The sequence below is a fragment of the Bradyrhizobium betae genome, assembly GCF_004123905.1.
Classification (GTDB): domain Bacteria; phylum Pseudomonadota; class Alphaproteobacteria; order Rhizobiales; family Xanthobacteraceae; genus Bradyrhizobium; species Bradyrhizobium betae_A.
On record NZ_MZXW01000053.1, the window covers coordinates 236984 to 252078 of the forward strand.

13 protein-coding genes are annotated in these 15095 nt (G+C 65.2%); 5 read left to right on the top strand and 8 right to left on the bottom strand.

Going from position 1 to position 15095, the window contains the following annotated elements; genetic code table 11:
• Window positions 1–346 precede the first annotated feature (346 nt).
• Window positions 347–673, top strand: coding sequence for a BA14K family protein (locus B5V03_RS36265; RefSeq protein ID WP_129275203.1), 327 nt, complete (start codon window positions 347–349; stop codon window positions 671–673).
• A gap of 120 nt (window positions 674–793) precedes the next feature.
• On the opposite strand, the gene B5V03_RS36270 is transcribed toward B5V03_RS36265, so the two are convergent.
• A complete protein-coding gene (locus B5V03_RS36270; RefSeq protein WP_129275204.1) occupies window positions 794–2275 on the bottom strand; it encodes a hypothetical protein in 1482 nt (493 codons plus the stop codon).
• Between the two features lie 288 nt (window positions 2276–2563).
• Here B5V03_RS36270 and B5V03_RS36275 point away from each other — a divergent pair, with 288 nt between their 5' ends.
• Window positions 2564–2728 (top strand): Flp family type IVb pilin, encoded by a 165-nt coding sequence (locus tag B5V03_RS36275; protein ID WP_129275205.1) that lies wholly within the window; start codon window positions 2564–2566, stop codon window positions 2726–2728.
• A 487-nt stretch (window positions 2729–3215) separates the two neighbouring features.
• Here B5V03_RS36275 and B5V03_RS36280 read toward each other — a convergent pair whose 3' ends face one another.
• A complete protein-coding gene (locus B5V03_RS36280) occupies window positions 3216–4199 on the bottom strand; it encodes a phosphatase PAP2 family protein (protein WP_129275206.1) in 984 nt (327 codons plus the stop codon).
• Window positions 4200–4470: 271 nt separating this feature from the next.
• On the opposite strand from B5V03_RS36280, the gene B5V03_RS36285 reads away from it, so the two are divergent.
• Window positions 4471–5151, top strand: coding sequence for a TetR family transcriptional regulator (locus tag B5V03_RS36285; RefSeq protein ID WP_129275207.1), 681 nt, complete (start codon window positions 4471–4473; stop codon window positions 5149–5151).
• 152 nt (window positions 5152–5303) lie between these two features.
• Here the strand turns inward: B5V03_RS36285 and pyk are convergent, their stop codons facing one another.
• Both pyk and B5V03_RS36295 read right to left on the bottom strand, forming a co-directional pair.
• Window positions 5304–6740, bottom strand: coding sequence for a pyruvate kinase (gene pyk / locus B5V03_RS36290; RefSeq protein WP_129275208.1), 1437 nt, complete (start codon window positions 6738–6740; stop codon window positions 5304–5306).
• Complete coding sequence (locus tag B5V03_RS36295; RefSeq protein ID WP_129275209.1) at window positions 6737–7336, bottom strand: DUF1036 domain-containing protein; 600 nt, start codon at window positions 7334–7336, stop codon at window positions 6737–6739. The genes pyk and B5V03_RS36295 overlap by 4 nt, the downstream gene beginning before the upstream one ends.
• Window positions 7337–7504: 168 nt before the next feature.
• Here B5V03_RS36295 and B5V03_RS36300 point away from each other — a divergent pair, with 168 nt between their 5' ends.
• Window positions 7505–7810 carry a DUF1244 domain-containing protein gene (locus B5V03_RS36300; protein ID WP_129275210.1) on the top strand — a complete coding sequence of 102 codons (306 nt, stop codon included), beginning with the start codon at window positions 7505–7507 and terminating at the stop codon, window positions 7808–7810.
• 183 nt (window positions 7811–7993) lie between these two features.
• Window positions 7994–8266 carry a DUF2312 domain-containing protein gene (locus B5V03_RS36305; RefSeq protein ID WP_094976882.1) on the top strand — a complete coding sequence of 91 codons (273 nt, stop codon included), beginning with the start codon at window positions 7994–7996 and terminating at the stop codon, window positions 8264–8266.
• Window positions 8267–8379: 113 nt separating this feature from the next.
• Here the strand turns inward: B5V03_RS36305 and B5V03_RS36310 are convergent, their stop codons facing one another.
• From B5V03_RS36310 to B5V03_RS36325, 4 genes are all read right to left on the bottom strand, one after another.
• Window positions 8380–8913: a hypothetical protein gene (locus B5V03_RS36310; protein ID WP_129275211.1), complete on the bottom strand. Its 534-nt coding sequence runs from the start codon at window positions 8911–8913 to the stop codon at window positions 8380–8382.
• Between the two features lie 147 nt (window positions 8914–9060).
• The gene (locus B5V03_RS36315; RefSeq protein ID WP_129275212.1) at window positions 9061–10695 is read right to left on the bottom strand and encodes a DUF882 domain-containing protein; all 1635 of its coding nucleotides are present in this window, start codon (window positions 10693–10695) and stop codon (window positions 9061–9063) included.
• 278 nt (window positions 10696–10973) lie between these two features.
• Window positions 10974–13172, bottom strand: a complete 2199-nt coding sequence (locus tag B5V03_RS36320) for a L,D-transpeptidase family protein (RefSeq protein WP_129275213.1) — start codon at window positions 13170–13172, stop codon at window positions 10974–10976.
• A 346-nt stretch (window positions 13173–13518) separates the two neighbouring features.
• Entirely contained in the window at window positions 13519–15018 is a 1500-nt protein-coding gene (locus tag B5V03_RS36325) for a sigma-54-dependent transcriptional regulator (protein WP_129275214.1), read from the bottom strand.
• Window positions 15019–15095 lie beyond the last annotated feature (77 nt).

Consider the following 15095-nt stretch of genomic DNA (forward strand, 5'->3'; position numbering starts at 1 on the left):
GAGTATTCCTGTTCGACCATCAGATATTACCACACGGCAACAACAGCGCGTCATCTCCTAAGACGTTACAGATGTAGCGGCCGGCTTCGCTTGGCCCACCCTGCAAATCGGGACGCGAGATGGAGCTGCACTATCGCCGCAAACTCTGTCATTGCGAGCGGAGCGTACGCGACGACGATGGACCCTCTCGTCACATTCCCCAAACAAACGACTCTTTCCGGATTTGAACGACCCGGTTGCGCTGATGGCCAGTCTGGGCACGCAGCCAGCTTGTCCAATGCACCATGTCGATCCACTTCCCGTCGCACCGGCCGCGCAATGCACCGGCCCATGATGGAGATCGACCATGACTGGATTCAAAATTCTCGCTGCCGCGGCTTTGTTGTCGGCCCTGACCGCAACCACGGCCTACGCGCAATCCGGCTTTGCGAGCAGCCATCCGGGTGCGTACGAGGCGGAGAACCCCGATCGCAACCTGAATGGCACGCTGACGCCGGCGGGCCGGATGGGCCTCGAATTGCCGGACGGCGCAGCGCCCGTGCAAGGCGTGGACAACGTTATGGCCCGCGCGGACGGCGGGATGTCCCGGTCATGCGCCGCGCGTTATCGCTCCTTCGATCCGGCGACGGGCACCTACATGGGCTTCGACGGCAGCCGCCATCCTTGCAGGTAGTGAGACGTGCACTCTGAGAGGCCGTCATGCCCGGGCTTGTCCCGGGCATCCACGTTCTCCGGTGCGACCGGGCAAGGCATGGATGGCCGGGTCAAGCCCGGCCATGACGTTGTGGAAGCTTCAGTGCGCAGCCGCCCCGTCCGCGCTCTCCCGCACATGGACCACCGCGATGTCATCCGCATAGATCCGCTTCCAGCCCTTGAGGTGATCGAGGATCTGCGGGCCCGGAGAATCGGCCACCAGCAGCGTCGCGTCGATCTTGTGCTCGTCGAGCAGGCCGGGAAGCAGCGCGGGCTTGCGTCCCTCCGTCGCGTTGAAGAAGTCCATCACGAATTTCTCGCCATAGAGCTCGGCGCGGCCGTCGACGAAGACCGGGATGTCGCGCGCGATCAGATAGCCGCCGAACTTGTAGGCGTTGAAGATGCGTTGCGCCCCGCGCTTCTCGAGCAGGTCGAGCGCCGCCACCGGCGTCTGGTCCATCGTGAAGTTGAAGCGATGATGCGACATGAAGAGCGAGGTCGAGGTCCAGGCCGCGGCCACGATCATCAGCGCGCCCGTCGCGGTGACGTAGCGGGAGGGCCAGCCCGCACCGCCTTGCGCCTCGGCTTGCTGCTGCGAAAATTTCTCGCCAAGCGGCTTGGCAAGCACCAGCGGCACCAGGAAGGCGAAGGCCTCGATGCTCCTGACATGGCTGAGCGCCATCCAGGTCAGCAGCAGGATCAGCAGAATCCGCGGCGGCGACAGCGTCAGGCCGCGATAGAGCCCGAGCGCGATCAGGCCGAACAACGCGCCCTCGAACGCGTTGAAGGATGCAAAATTCACCGGCGACCATTCGGAGATCACCGTCAGCAGCTCGCCGAGATTGAGAATGTTGGTCGCACCCAGCAATGTACGCCAGCCATAGGGCGTGACACAGCACGCGGCCACCGCCGCGACGCCGAACAGGAACCAGCGCAGCAGCAGCCGGACCTGCTTGTCGGACTCGAGGCCCCACAGCGCCACGAACGCCATCGGGCCGATCAGCGCGAGGCCCAACACGAAGCCGCCATGCAAATTCGCCCACAGCGACATCAGTGGCAGCCAGGCCCATGACGGCGTGCCCCTGCGATCGGCCGCATTCATCAGCATGCCGACCCACGCGATCATCACGGGCAGGGCCAAAATGTGCGGCCGCGCCAGGATGTGATGCAGCGACAGCACGACTGCCAGCATCGCGAACAGCACCGAGCGCGGCATCTCCAGATGTGCGTCGAGCAAATCGACCAGGATCGCCGCCGACAACGCCACCGCGAGCGCGGTGAGGATCACCGGGCCGGCCCAGCCCCATTGCGCGTAGGAGAGCGCGAACGCGACCTGCGACAGCCACGAGGTCGACACCCAGGGCGCACCCGGCCGCGTGAAGGAATAGAAGTCGGTATAGGGGAGGGCGCGGTGATCGAGGATCCATTGCCCGATCTTGATCTGCCAGAACGAGTCGGAGTCCTGAAGCAAGGTGTCGCCGACATAGAGGAAGAAGAGATAGGCGCCCGCACCGACGCAGAGCGGCACCAGCGCTCGCGCGCGGCCCTGTGCCGCGATGCCGTTGGCAAAGGAAAGGGACATGCCGCCTCGTCGTCCTGCTTGTTCTTGTCGGTTGGCGCATAAGACCACGGCGGTCATAACTTCGGGTAAATCGGCGGGAAGCGTTGTGTGATGTCTCGACAATTTAACGGATTGTTTTCAATTCCAGTTTACCATCGCCGAATACACGCAAACCGCTCGGTGTTTACGCAGGCGAATTAACTGCGGCGCAATTCTTTGCCTCTACGTTCGGTTCCATGGTCGGGCGGCGCTGGGAAGCCGAAGAGACCAGACCAGTTGTAGCCTTGTGTACTTTTTTGGGAGCACTCTATGAAGAACCTCGTTGCGCGTTTCTTGAACGATGAATCCGGCGCCACCGCCATCGAATACGGCCTGATCGCCGCCGGCATCGCGCTGGCGATCATCACCGTCGTCAACAACCTCGGCAGCACGCTGAACACCAAGTTCGGCTCGATCTCGACCAGCCTCAAGTAAGACTGGACGAAGCCAGAGTTTAGAGAGCCCCGTCCTCGGACGGGGCTCTTTTCGTTTGGGCGGACGGCATCAACCTATTTATCACCGTCACCCTGAGGTGCTCGCCTCTTCGGCGAGCCTCGAAGGGCGACGGCCCGGCTGCATCTCGGCCGCTCATCCTTCGAGGCTCCCATGGGACGCGTCGCGTCCCATGCCTCGCACCTCAGGATGACGGAACGGAAGAATTCGTAGGGTGGGCAAAGCGTAGCGTGCCCACCATCACGAGCTCACCGAAAATGACGAGCACGGCGCATTCACAACGTCATTGCGAGCGCCGCGAAGCAATCCAGACTGCCTCCGCGGAGAGATTTTGGATTGCTTCGCTGCGCTCGCACACGAGGATGTGGCAGCATGCTCGCAACGTCTGTCGCGATTGCGGGGCGATGGTGGGCACGCTGCGCTTTGCTCACCCTACGGCAGCTTGCCGCGGATCAAGACGACCGCGCCGTCATTCCGCGAGGCTGGGCTGCCAGACCGGCGCCGGCGCCGGCGCGGCAGACACAGCCGACGTGCGGCCGAGCCGCGCCACATAAAACTTCGTCACCCAGATCGATGCTGCGGCAACCGCGATGCCGCCCACGACGTCGATCAGATAATGCGCGCCGATCACCGGCGTTGCCGCGATCATCAGCATGTTGAGCGCGGCCGCGATGCCGCCGATGCCGCGCACCGGCCACAGCGCCCACATGTAGAGCACGGCGGATGCGGCGTGAAAGCTTGGGAACGAGACGATGCCGGAGAGGAAGAACAGATGCAGCTCGTGCAAACTGTCGTCGCGCAGAGCCAGGATATCCCGCAACTGCCCGGCATAGACCATGGTGTTGATCTCGGGAAAATGCGCGGCCGGCAATTGCAGCCCGTAATAGGTGCCGATCGCCGGCACCATTGCCGAGATCGCGATGGTGACCGCGAGCGCAAGGCTCATCGCGAGCATGAACATCTGCAGCCGCACATAGCGCGCCGTCAATGTCAGCACGACGGGAATGGCGAGCAGCGGCCATTTGATCAGCCCGTAGCCGCGCGCCAAGAGGTCGGCGAGCCAGGGATGGTCGTTGACGTAGCTTGCGATCGGTTCGGGATCGAGGCCGAACGCGCGGTCGATCGCAAGCAGCGCGTCGTCCTGGAGCGGCCAGTTCATTTTGCCTGCGACGTAGCTCAAGGGGCCGACGATGGCGCAGGTGAGAATGACCTGTCCGATCGTGCCGAGCGAGAACACCAGTTTTGGATCGGCAAGCTCGCCCTTGGCGAGCTGATGACGATAGGCGATTGCGATCAGCAGGGCGGCGATCGCCAGCGTGATGCCGTAGGCGACGGGCTCGAGGCTCAGGCCGGTTGAGGGCAGGCCGAACGCCAGCAGGCTGCCCATGGCAACGATGGGAAGCCAGTTCAGCTGGAAGAGCTGCCAGGCGATCCTTGTGTCGGTATCGAGCATGCTGCACCAGGGTGGAATCGCAGTACCGCGGTACAGTGGTGGGTTCGCCTTAAAATGGCGGTAACGGCCAGGATCAACCTTTTGCCAATCCGATTGCTGCAATTTGAATGATTGGCGCGCCACGCCGCTTTACCATGACGTTTCACGCATTTGCTTCTTGTCATCACCTCTGAATAGTTGTTCAGTCCTTGCGGGGCGATTTGCAGTGAAATCAGTGACTAAGCGTTCGGCCGCAGGGCGTGTGGCTAGCGTGTGGGACAGGAAGCGCGCCATGGTTTATCGGCGGACGCATCAAGTGGTTAAGCGCCTCGCGGCCAGGCGCAGTGCGATACTGGCGGCGGCGCGGGAGGCGGCGGCGGAAGGCGGGATGGCGGCGGTGCAGATCGCGCCGGTCGCGGTCCGCGCCAGTGTCGCGGCGGGGACGGTCTACCGCTACTTCCCGTCCAAGGCCGATCTGATCTCCGAATTGATCTCCGAGGTTTCGCGGGACGAACTCGCGGCGATCCGCCGGGCGGCCGATGCCGCGCCGGGGCCGTCCTCGGCACTGGCGGCCGCAGTTACCACCGTGGCGGTCCATACCCTGTCGCAGCGCAGACTGGCCTGGGGCATTTTGGCCGAGCCAGTCGATGTCGATGTCAGCGCCTCCAGGCTCGCCAGCCGGCGCGAGATCGCCGGCGAGATCGCTGGCCGCATCGATGCCGCCGTGCGCGCCGGTCATTTGCCGGCGCAGGACACTGCGCTTGCCGCCACCGCGCTGCTCGGCGCGTTGCATGAGTCGCTGGTCGGGCCGCTCGCACCGGACAATCTCGAAGATCCCGCCCGGATGCGCGACGCTGTCCAGACCGTGACGCTGCTCGCGCTGCGCGCCGTCGGCGTCATGGACGCGCGCGCCCGCGGCCTGGTGGTGCAGCAGACGCTGCTGCCGGCCGCGAAAGCGCTGGTCGGGGCGTGAAAAAGCAGCGCGAGGCCGAGGCTGAGGCCTGATTGCGCTCAGGTCATTGCCTGAGCGCGCCTTTTCGACAAACCGCAGCAAGCCCGCCGGACGCGCCGGCTACTGTGCATGGGGTTGTTTTCGACCTTTTTGTTTGGCCGCGCCCGGCCGCCTTAAATATTCGCGTCGCCCTCGGGGCCGACGGAAGCGATGCGCAGCATGTTGGTGGTGCCGGGGATGCCGAGCGGCACGCCGGCGACGATGATCACGCGCTGACCGGCGCGGACAAAACCGTCACGGAAGGCGATCTGGCCGGCGCGGCTCACCATGTCGTCCTGGTCGCGCGCATCGTCCGCCACCACGCAATGCACGCCCCAGACCACGGCGAGCCGGCGTCCGGCCTGAATGTTCGGCGTGATCGCCACGATCGGCGGTTTCGGCCGCTCGCGTGCGACGCGCGCGGCGGTCGAGCCCGAGCTGGTCCAGCAGATCAGGGCGGGCAGGTCGAGCGTTTCGGCGACCTGTCGCGCGGCGTCGGCGATAGCGTCGCCGGCAGTCGCTTCGGGCGCCGGGCGCTGAGCGGTGAGTACGGAACGATAAGTCGGGTCGCGTTCGACCTCTTCGCCGATGCGATTCATGGTCGAGACGGCCTCGACCGGGAATTTGCCGGCCGCCGATTCCGCCGACAGCATGATGGCGTCGGCGCCTTCATAGACGGCGGTGGCGACGTCGGAGACTTCGGCGCGGGTCGGCACCGGCGACTGGATCATCGATTCCAGCATCTGGGTCGCGACCACCACCGGCTTGCCGGCGCGGCGCGCCATCCGCGTCATCTGCTTCTGCAGGCTCGGCACGCGCTCGAGCGGCAGCTCGACGCCGAGGTCGCCGCGCGCCACCATCAGCGCATCGGAGGCCTCGATGATGTCGGCGAGGCGGTCAATCGCCTGCGGCTTCTCGATCTTGGCCATCACGGCGGCGCGGCCGCGGATCATCTTCTTGGCCTCGATCACGTCGTCGGCGCGCTGCACGAACGACAATGCGATCCAGTCGACGCCGGTCACCAGCGCGGCTTCGAGGTCGGCGCGGTCCTTCGGCGTCATCGCCGAGACCGGCAAATCGGTGTCGGGCAGGCTGACGCCCTTGCGGTCGGACATCCGGCCGCCGACCACGACACGCGTCACCGCGTGCTCCTTCGTGGTCTCTTCCGCGATCAGCCGCACCTTGCCGTCGTCGAGCAGCAGCGAATGGCCCGGCCGCAGCGCAGCCAGGATCTCGGGATGCGGGAGATTGACGCGATTGGCATCGCCCGGCGCCTTGTCGGAATCCAGCGTAAAGGTCTGGCCGTTCTGGAGCTGCACCGCGCCCTCGGCGAAGGCGCCGAGCCTGAGCTTGGGGCCCTGCAAGTCGACCAGAATGCCGATCGGCCGGCCGTAGCTCGACTCGACGTTGCGGATCGTTGCCACCAGCTCCCGCATCTTGTCATGCGGGGTGTGGCTCATGTTGATACGGAATACGTCGGCGCCGGCCTCGAACAGGCGGCGGATCATCGCGAGGTCCGAGGAGGCGGGTCCGAGGGTCGCGAGAATCTTGATACGGCGAAGACGCCTCATGGCTTATTTCCAGACGGTGGCGAGGGAACTGGTGGGAGGCCAGGCGCGGCGGGGGGCGTACCACCGGGCGGACTATTGGGCAAACCCGGAACGCCGCCACCCGGTCCAACCGGGCCGGGCAGGCCGGGCACGCGCTGCTGTTGCGACGGCTGTTCGTTGGCATCGGTGAGCTGGACCGTCCAGGCCCGCTGCTCGCCGGTATCGACCTCGAAATAGCCGGTCCGGTCGTAGCCGCGCGCGAGGCAATCCTCGGTGCCGCGGATGGTGAATTCCTTGTCGCGCGAGCACATGAAGGCCTGCCCCGACCATTCGCCGCCGCGGTCATAGTCGATCGCGTAGATGTAATAGTAACGGGCGACCAGCGTTCCCCGCAGCAGCGTCTCGCAGGAGCGGGACGAGATGTTCCACCAGCCCTCGGTGGTCCAGCCGTCGGCGTCCTTGTAGCCGAGCGCGATGCCGACCCGGCTCGAGGTGTTGTTGCAGAGCCGGAAATCGGCCGCGGCCGGGCTCGCCCAGGAGCACAGCAGGCCAACCACCAGCACCGGGACCAACCGGGCGAGTAGGCAAAGGGGGGAGCGGGGAGATTCGGCGATCATTGTCGCGGAACGTATACCAGATGATTGACGATTTGGCGTAGGGCCGGGGGAACCGACCCGTGGGGGCTTGGAGGCCGTTTGCCCTGCGATATGGCAAAATCTGTGACAGGACCCCACCTGATCCCGTAAGGGTGACCACAAGCAAGTGCAGAGCCGAGGGATCCAGCCATGGCCATCGACGACAAAACCAGAACGGAGCTCGAGGCGGCCGCATTCCGGCGCCTGATCGACCATTTGCGGGAGCGGACGGACGTCCAGAACATCGACCTGATGAATCTGGCGGGCTTCTGCCGCAACTGCCTGTCGAATTGGCTCAAGGACGCCGCCGACGCCCAAGGCGTCGCTCTCAGCAAGGACGAGAGCCGCGAGGCCGTCTACGGCATGCCCTACGAGACCTGGAAAGCGAAGCACCAGGGCACGGCCACGCCCGAGCAGATCGAGGCGATGAAGAAGGTCCATCCCCACGGGCACTGACCGCGGCCCTTGAGTCGCACCACACAACAGCTTTCTGCGCCTCGCCGCAGGAAGGTGTGGGCGCGCTGTGGACGAGCGCGATGCTTGCTTGAACGCAGCGGGTACGAACCCTAAGGGTTTTGCCAGCACGCGCGGTGGATGCCGGCGTCACCTCGTTTTGCCAGTTCCATTTGGAGTACCAAGATGGCCACCACCGCCGCCGTCCGCGACGACGAGCCCGCGACGAAATTTGCCAAGGACCAGCTCAAATCCATCATCGAGCGCATCGAGCGGCTGGAGGAAGAGAAGAAGGCGATCTCCGACGACATCCGCGACGTCTATGCCGAGAGCAAGGGCAACGGCTACGACGTCAAGGCGCTGCGCACCATCGTGCGGATGCGCAAGCAGGACCCGAACGAGCGCGCCGAGGCCGAGACCATTCTCGAGACCTACATGCAGGCGCTGGGGATGCTCTGAGGCGGTTACGCCTCAGGCACCACTGCCGTTGCCCGGATGGAGCGCAAGCGAAATCCGGGCTGTCGTGCCCAGCGGGAAACGTTGCTGCCCGGTCCGCAGGCCAGATCTCCAGCTCAATGGCTGCGTCCGCGTTTGGAGTCGCGCCGGGCCTGCGCCCGCTTGTTGGCCTGCGAGACTCGCCCGATTTTTTCCCTTGGAAGCTTGTAGATCCGGCGACGGCTTGGGATGGACCGCATCCCGTCAAGTGACGTCGGGGGCATCTGCGGCCGGGAAAACTGACGTGCCCGACGGAGTGCCAACGCCCGCCGCGCCGCTGCTCCGAGCTCCCGTCGTGCCTCAAACTTTCGGATACGCGTCAGCTCGTTCTTTATGCGCTTGATGGCGGCAGCGAAAACCGACTGCCGCCGGTTTGCGTGCACCGCCGTTCCGGAGAAGCTTTTGCCGCGTGGGTCGGCCGTGCCCTTTGTTTCGCGGCGCCGATGCCGCGACAATGTACGCTCCCTGTCGCGCAGGTCCTGAAGGCGGGCGCGAAGGCGCTCGAGTTCATCGCGCTCCATCTCTCCGACCATCGGGTGGTGCGAATTCATCACGACTTCGCGCTCGTCGTGGTTCAGAAGGCTGAGCTCAGATTTGCATGGAACTGACATCGCACACTCCGCCTGCGCTGTAGCGCAATGCCACAATGCGCGCCTGGAATGTGCAGCGATATCGGGTGATGACCCGTTGAAAGCGGGAGGAATTCCCTTTGGCGCAGACGCCTGCAAAGACGGGGCAGAATCCGTCCGTCTGTCGCCTCAGCGCAGCGCCGCCGTCCGCACGACGAACGACGTCGTCTCAAGCTTCGCGGTCGACGAGCCCGTAAAGCTGTCGCAGGATAGGCCCTGCATCGGATCGTCGGCAAAACCCATCGCGATCACGGCTTGCGGCTTGACGAAATAGCCGCGCAGTGCGGCCATATCGAGCTCGCCCATCAGCGTGACCGACATCGCGCGGCTGGCGCTCGGCGACAGCATCACGATCTTGAGCCAGATGCTCTCGCCCTTGGCCGCAGACAGCCGGGTCGCGGTCGCGATCCTGCCGTCGGTGCTCTTGCCGACCACACTGTTGATCTCGGTCGCAGGCGCGGTGTTGCGCGCGGCGCGGGCCGGACGCGGGATCGGCGCGGAGGCGGCGACGACATTGGCGCGGTCGACCGGGGAGGCAGCCGGTGCGTAGGCCAGCGCCTGAAGCGTTGCGTTGGAGACGCTCGCAGTCGGCTGCGGATCAGTGGCGGCGGCCAGGGCCTGGCGGGCCTTCAGTGCGGCGATCTGCGCCGGCGTCGCCTGCTGCGGCGTCGCCGGTGCATCCCAGAAGCCCCGGGCATTGATGATGTCGGCCGGTGTCTCCGGCTTTGCGTCAGCAGATTTGCCGGCGGCGGGCTTGTCAGCCACGGGCGCGGGCTTTGGCGGCGCAACGAGCTGCGCGTCGGCGGAAGCGAGCTGGATCGTGGCGGCGACGGACGGCTTGGCGCGGGGCGTCGGCACCGGATCGGCGGGCTTTGCTTCGGAAGGCTTGGTTGCGGCGGCGACCACGGTCGGCGCAGTCGCCGGCTTGGCGGCCGGCGCGGGCGCGCCCTCATCATCCTCGTCGCTGCTCGCGGCGGCCGGAGCCGACTTGCCCTTGAACAGAGCGGCGAAGAAGCCCGGCTTGCTGGCGCCGTCATCACCGCTACCGCGGCGTTCGATCTCGGCCTTGGCGAGCTCATAGCCCTTCAGCGGCGTGCCGTCGGTCGGCAGATGCACCGTCTTTCCGTCCGGGAACACGCGGGCGAGCTGATCATGCGTCATACGCGGCCAATGCCGGATGCTGCCGGTGTCCAGATGCACAAAGGGCGAGCCGGAGGTCGGATAGAAGCCGACGCCGCCGCGTTGCAGGCGCAGGCCGGCGAAGCGGATCTGCTCCAGCGGAACGTTCGGGATGTAGAAGTCCATCGCATGTCCCAGCATGTGCTGGCTGAAGCGCGCCACTCCGGAGGAGCGGCGGCGGAGCATGGCGTTGGTGGCGGGGGAGCGATAGGAGGAGATGATCTGGATCGGCTGCTTGCCGTCGACGTCGCGATAGACTTCCCAGAGGATGTCGAAGAGGTGACGGTCCATGACCGTCTCGTCCTGGGTGCGCCAGTCGCGCAGGAAATGGTTGAGCTGCTTCAGCGCGGCTTCGTCGTAGCGGCCATCGCGCTTGAAGGTGACGGTGAGGTCTTCGCCGGAATGGGTGTGGTGGAAGGAGAGCGTCTTGGTCTCGTTCAGCGCGGCGGCGTTGTGAACCGAGCCCGCGGCAGCAAGCAGCAATACGGAAGCAAGGCCGATCCGGGATCCGGCCTTCACTCCCGCATGGGACAACGACAGCACAGAAAATTGGCGTGCGAGACCAGTCAGCACGTTAGAGCCCACCCAGTCGACCAGCGTTCAAAATGGACTCTCCCGCCAACCCCGTTAGCGCGCGAAAGAGGGTGAACGCTTTCTTAAAGCGAGAAGGTTAATTGTAGGTTGACCTTCCCGACCCCAAACCAAGTCAGAATACAAACCTAAACGGTTGAGTGTGGCAAAAAAACGCCCACTGTCCGAGGTCGGGTGGAGAATGGTTAACGTTAAGCGACCCCGTCCAGAGGACAGGGTCGCTGATTTTATTGTAGAATTTCGAGAAATTAGGTGCCGGGGCCGAGCCGGACTCAGCGGGTGAACACCCGCTGCTGCGGCTTGCGGCCGACCGGAGCCGGCGGCGGGGTCGGGGCCCCGAACAGCCGCTCGAAGAAGTTCGGGCCGGACGACGAGCCGAAGCCGCCGCCATTGTTGGCCACGGCCACGCCCGCGGGCAGCGTCGTTGCCGGGCGTGAATAGCTCGGCTGCGAGTGCGCGACGACGTTCTCGAGATCCTTGCCGCGGCCGTTCTTCAGGATGTTGAGCATGGTCGCGTCGCGGCCATAGACGTCCTTGCGGAATTGCAGCTTGCCGCCATCGTCCACAAACGCGGTCTGATAGGTGATGTTGACCGGGATCGGGGTCGGGAATTTCAGGTCGACTTCGCCCTTGCCGTACATGCTGCGCACGCGCTCTGGCGTGTACTTCTCGTTCGGCATCGCGATGTTGAGCAACACCGACGCATATTGATCCGGGTTCTGCACACGCATGCAGCCATGGCTGAAGGCGCGGTCGTCCCGGGCGAACAGGTTCTTGTCCGGCGTGTCGTGCTGATAGACCAGGAATTTGTTCGGGAAGTTGAAGCGGATGCGGCCGAGCGCGTTGGCTTCACCGGGCGGCTGCGAGATGTGCACCGAGCCGTCGCGGTTCTGCTCGAGCTTCAGGCCCATGCGCTGAAGCACGGTCGGATCCTGCTGCAATGCCGGCAGGTATTCGCCATAGACGATCGACGGCGGCACGTTCCAGGTCGGGTTGACCGTGATGTACTTCATCGTCTCGGTCAGCAGCGGGGTGGCGTGCTGGCCCGGCTTGCCGGTGACGACGCGGGTGGTCCAGACCTGCTGGCCCCGCTGCATCACCTTCAGCGTGTAGTCGGGAATGTTGAGGATGACATAGGCATCGCCCAGCGAGGGCACGCCGAGATCGCGCGGCAGCCAGCGCCAGCGCTCCATGTTCACCAGCACCACGTCGATCTGCTTGTCGCGCTTCGGGGTGTTGATCGCCCTGACAGTCTTGTCGTCGAGAATGCCGGTCGCCTTCATCTCAACGCTGTTCTGGAATTTGCGCACGGCTTCGGCCACCGTCACGTCATAGCGGGTGTCGCTGGCGTTCTCGGCGAGGCCGAGCTTGGCGCGCAGTTGCGGCACGCGCGGATCGTCCATGACGATCTCCGCCTGCTTCTTGCCGGCCGGGGTGTATTTCAGCGCCGGGCCATCGGCAATCTCGACCACCGGGCCGCTACCCTGGCCACGCAGCTCCGCAAGCTTGGCCTTCAGCTCCTTGTAGAGCTTTTGCGGCGGGTTGTAGCTGTCGAGCGCTGCGGAGGCGTCAGCCGCGGTCGTGACCTTGACGAGCACGTCGCTCGGGTCGACCGGATGTTCGGGATAGAGGATGTCGGCGCTGACCTGCGACCAGTGCATACGGCCGCTCTGCGCCTGGCGCGCATAGTCGAACATGCTGGCGGTGAGCTTCAGCTCGGCGTCCGCGAGCGCATCGGGGCTCGTGGCGGCGGCGAAATCCGGCACCGGATAATCGGCGGGGTTGAGACCGTCGGAGGCGGCATCCTTCAGCCGCGCGATCACGCCCTTGGCGGAGGCGGTCAGGCTGCCGGCTTGCGTCCAGACCGGCGCGAAGTCGCGTGCACCATAAAACTTCTCGATCGCGGCGCGCTCGTTCTTGCGGTCGAAATGGCGCGAGGTCTTGGCGCCGATGAGGTCCTTGAGCTTGTCGGCGACCGGCTGGTCGGCAGCGGGAACGTTGCTCGCGGCCTTCACGGGCTCGGCGGCCGGAGCCGCGGCAGTAGCAGGTGCCGCAGGCGCAGCCGGCGTGGCGGTCGCAGTGTCGGCCTTTGCCGGTTCAGTCGTTGCAGGTTCGATCTTGGCCGTCTCGCTCTTCGGCGCCTCGGGCGCGGGCGTCGTTGCGACGTCGGAAGGCTTCGTCTCGACTTTGGCCGGGGCCGGGGCGGCTTCGGCCTTCACGGGTTCCTTCGTCGGCTCCCTTGCGGAGTCCTGCACCGTGGCGGTGGTGTCGAGCTTGATGTCGGAGGCGGTCGGGGGCGGGACGTTTGCGGGCTCGGGGCGCGGGATCGCGGCTTCGATCGCGAGCTCGGCCGCGCTGCTGCGCGCCTGATCCTGCGCCAGCGCCGAGCCGGCCGATACCGTGAGGAAGGTCGCCGCGACCGTCATCAGGACGCGGTCAAAGCCTCGACGGTGGTTCAAACAGTCACGCATTGTGTCGCACCCCTCGGGTGAACTGTCCCTCGTGGAACAGCTTTCGTTATCGCCTATTGAGCTTCGGCTAAACCGCGCCGGCCTCTTGAAAGTTGCACGCCTGCACGCAACGATTCTTACGCAGACGATATACAGGCCCCGATTTCGCAGCCAGCGCTACCCGGGACAACTCACGACAAACTGACTTCAAGGGAGCCTCTTGGCAACGGATTGTGCGCTTGCAGCACGCGCTTTTCCCTCTGTCTGTCACTTCCAAGTCACGGTTCAAGTCGCCGCCGAATTTTGCCGTAATTCAACGGCTTGCAGCGGCCTTGTCGGGTCGCGCGAACCTCCGTTCGCATGAGGCTCAGTGCGTCTCCTCGCCGCTTTTGCCGCCATGGCCGGGAACCCCGGCTTCGTCGAGTTTGCGGTAAAGGGTGGACCGGCCGATTTTGAGGCGGCGGGCGACTTCGGACATCTGTCCGCGGTAATGCGAGATGGCGAAACGGATGATCTCGTTCTCCATGTCCTCCAGCGGGCGGACATCGCCGGTCGGGGTCAGCATGGAGAGGGCGCCGGCCAGGGGGAGCGGCGCGATTGGTATTTCACCACCCGACACCATCGAGGGCGCCGCGATCGGTTCGATCATCAGCGGCGCGGTCGGAATCTCCGTCTCGTGATGATGCGGCTGCGAAGTGAGCAGGGGGAAGTCGGCAGGGCCAAGCTGGTCGCTCTCGCTCATCACTACCGCGCGGTAGACCGCGTTTTCAAGCTGGCGGATGTTGCCGGGCCAGTCGAGCTGGGTGAGGTGCGCGACCGCGTCGCCGCTGATGCCGGTGATGGTTCGGTTCTCTTCGGCGGCAAACCGCGCCAGGAAATGCCGGAGCAGATGCGGGATGTCCTCGCGACGGGCGCGCAGCGAGGGGATCGTCAGCGGCAGCACGTGCAGGCGGTAGAACAGGTCTTCGCGGAAGTGGCCCTGCTTCACCCGTTCCAGCAGCCTGCGATTGGTTGCCGAGATGATGCGGACGTCGACCTTCAACGGTTTGCGGCCGCCGACGGCCTCGACTGCGCCTTCTTGCAGCGCGCGGAGCAGCTTGACCTGCGCGGTCAGCGGCAGCTCGCTGACCTCGTCCAGGAACAGCGTGCCGCCATGAGCCTCGACGAATTTGCCGGTGTGGCGTTCGGTGGCGCCGGTGAAGGCGCCCTTCTCGTGGCCGAACAGGATGGACTCGACGAGGTTGTCGGGGATCGCGCCGCAATTGACCGCGACGAACGGCTTGGCCTTGCGCTCGCCGCTGCCATGGATGGCGCGTGCGAACATCTCCTTGCCGACACCGGACTCGCCCTCGATCAGTACGGGGATCGACGAGCCCGCCGCCTTTTGCGCGGCGCGCATCACGCCCGCCATCGCCTCGGCGCGGGTGATGATGTCGGAGAAGGTCAGCCGGCCCTCGCGGCTGTGACGGATGCGCTGCAATTCGCCCTTGAGCGCTGAAGCGTTGAGCGCGTTGCGCAAGGAAACCTGAAGCCGCTCCACGCCGACCGGCTTGACGACGAAATCGGCCGCGCCCGCGCGCATCGCCGAGATCACATTGTCGATGCCGCCATGGGCGGTCTGCACGATGACGGGCACGGTCAGGCCCGCTTCGCGGATCTTCGCCAGCACGCCCATGCCATCGAGGCCGGGCATCACGAGATCGAGGATGACGGCGTCGATGACAGGTGCATCGGGGGCGGTGAGGGTGGCGATCGCGGCGTCGCCGGAGTCCACGACGATCGTCTCATAGCCGCATTTCTGCACCATGTTCTCGACCAGCCGGCGGGCTACTGCGTCGTCGTCGGCGATCAAAATACTGGCAGCCATGGTGTTCCCCGCACGCTACTACTATCTGTCTCGAATCGGGGCACTCTGGCCGAAGCCGATTAACGCACTCTTAAACC

Bases quoted from the DNA above. Each gene is read 5' to 3' on its own strand.
- B5V03_RS36265 (WP_129275203.1), top strand. From the start codon at position 347: ATGACTGGATTCAAAATTCTCGCTGCCGCGGCTTTGTTGTCGGCCCTG.
- B5V03_RS36270 (WP_129275204.1), bottom strand. From the start codon at position 2,275: ATGTCCCTTTCCTTTGCCAACGGCATCGCGGCACAGGGCCGCGCGCGA.
- B5V03_RS36275 (WP_129275205.1), top strand. From the start codon at position 2,564: ATGAAGAACCTCGTTGCGCGTTTCTTGAACGATGAATCCGGCGCCACC.
- B5V03_RS36280 (WP_129275206.1), bottom strand. From the start codon at position 4,199: ATGCTCGATACCGACACAAGGATCGCCTGGCAGCTCTTCCAGCTGAAC.
- B5V03_RS36285 (WP_129275207.1), top strand. From the start codon at position 4,471: ATGGTTTATCGGCGGACGCATCAAGTGGTTAAGCGCCTCGCGGCCAGG.
- pyk (WP_129275208.1), bottom strand. From the start codon at position 6,740: ATGAGGCGTCTTCGCCGTATCAAGATTCTCGCGACCCTCGGACCCGCC.
- B5V03_RS36295 (WP_129275209.1), bottom strand. From the start codon at position 7,336: ATGATCGCCGAATCTCCCCGCTCCCCCCTTTGCCTACTCGCCCGGTTG.
- B5V03_RS36300 (WP_129275210.1), top strand. From the start codon at position 7,505: ATGGCCATCGACGACAAAACCAGAACGGAGCTCGAGGCGGCCGCATTC.
- B5V03_RS36305 (WP_094976882.1), top strand. From the start codon at position 7,994: ATGGCCACCACCGCCGCCGTCCGCGACGACGAGCCCGCGACGAAATTT.
- B5V03_RS36310 (WP_129275211.1), bottom strand. From the start codon at position 8,913: ATGTCAGTTCCATGCAAATCTGAGCTCAGCCTTCTGAACCACGACGAG.
- B5V03_RS36320 (WP_129275213.1), bottom strand. From the start codon at position 13,172: ATGCGTGACTGTTTGAACCACCGTCGAGGCTTTGACCGCGTCCTGATG.
- B5V03_RS36325 (WP_129275214.1), bottom strand. From the start codon at position 15,018: ATGGCTGCCAGTATTTTGATCGCCGACGACGACGCAGTAGCCCGCCGG.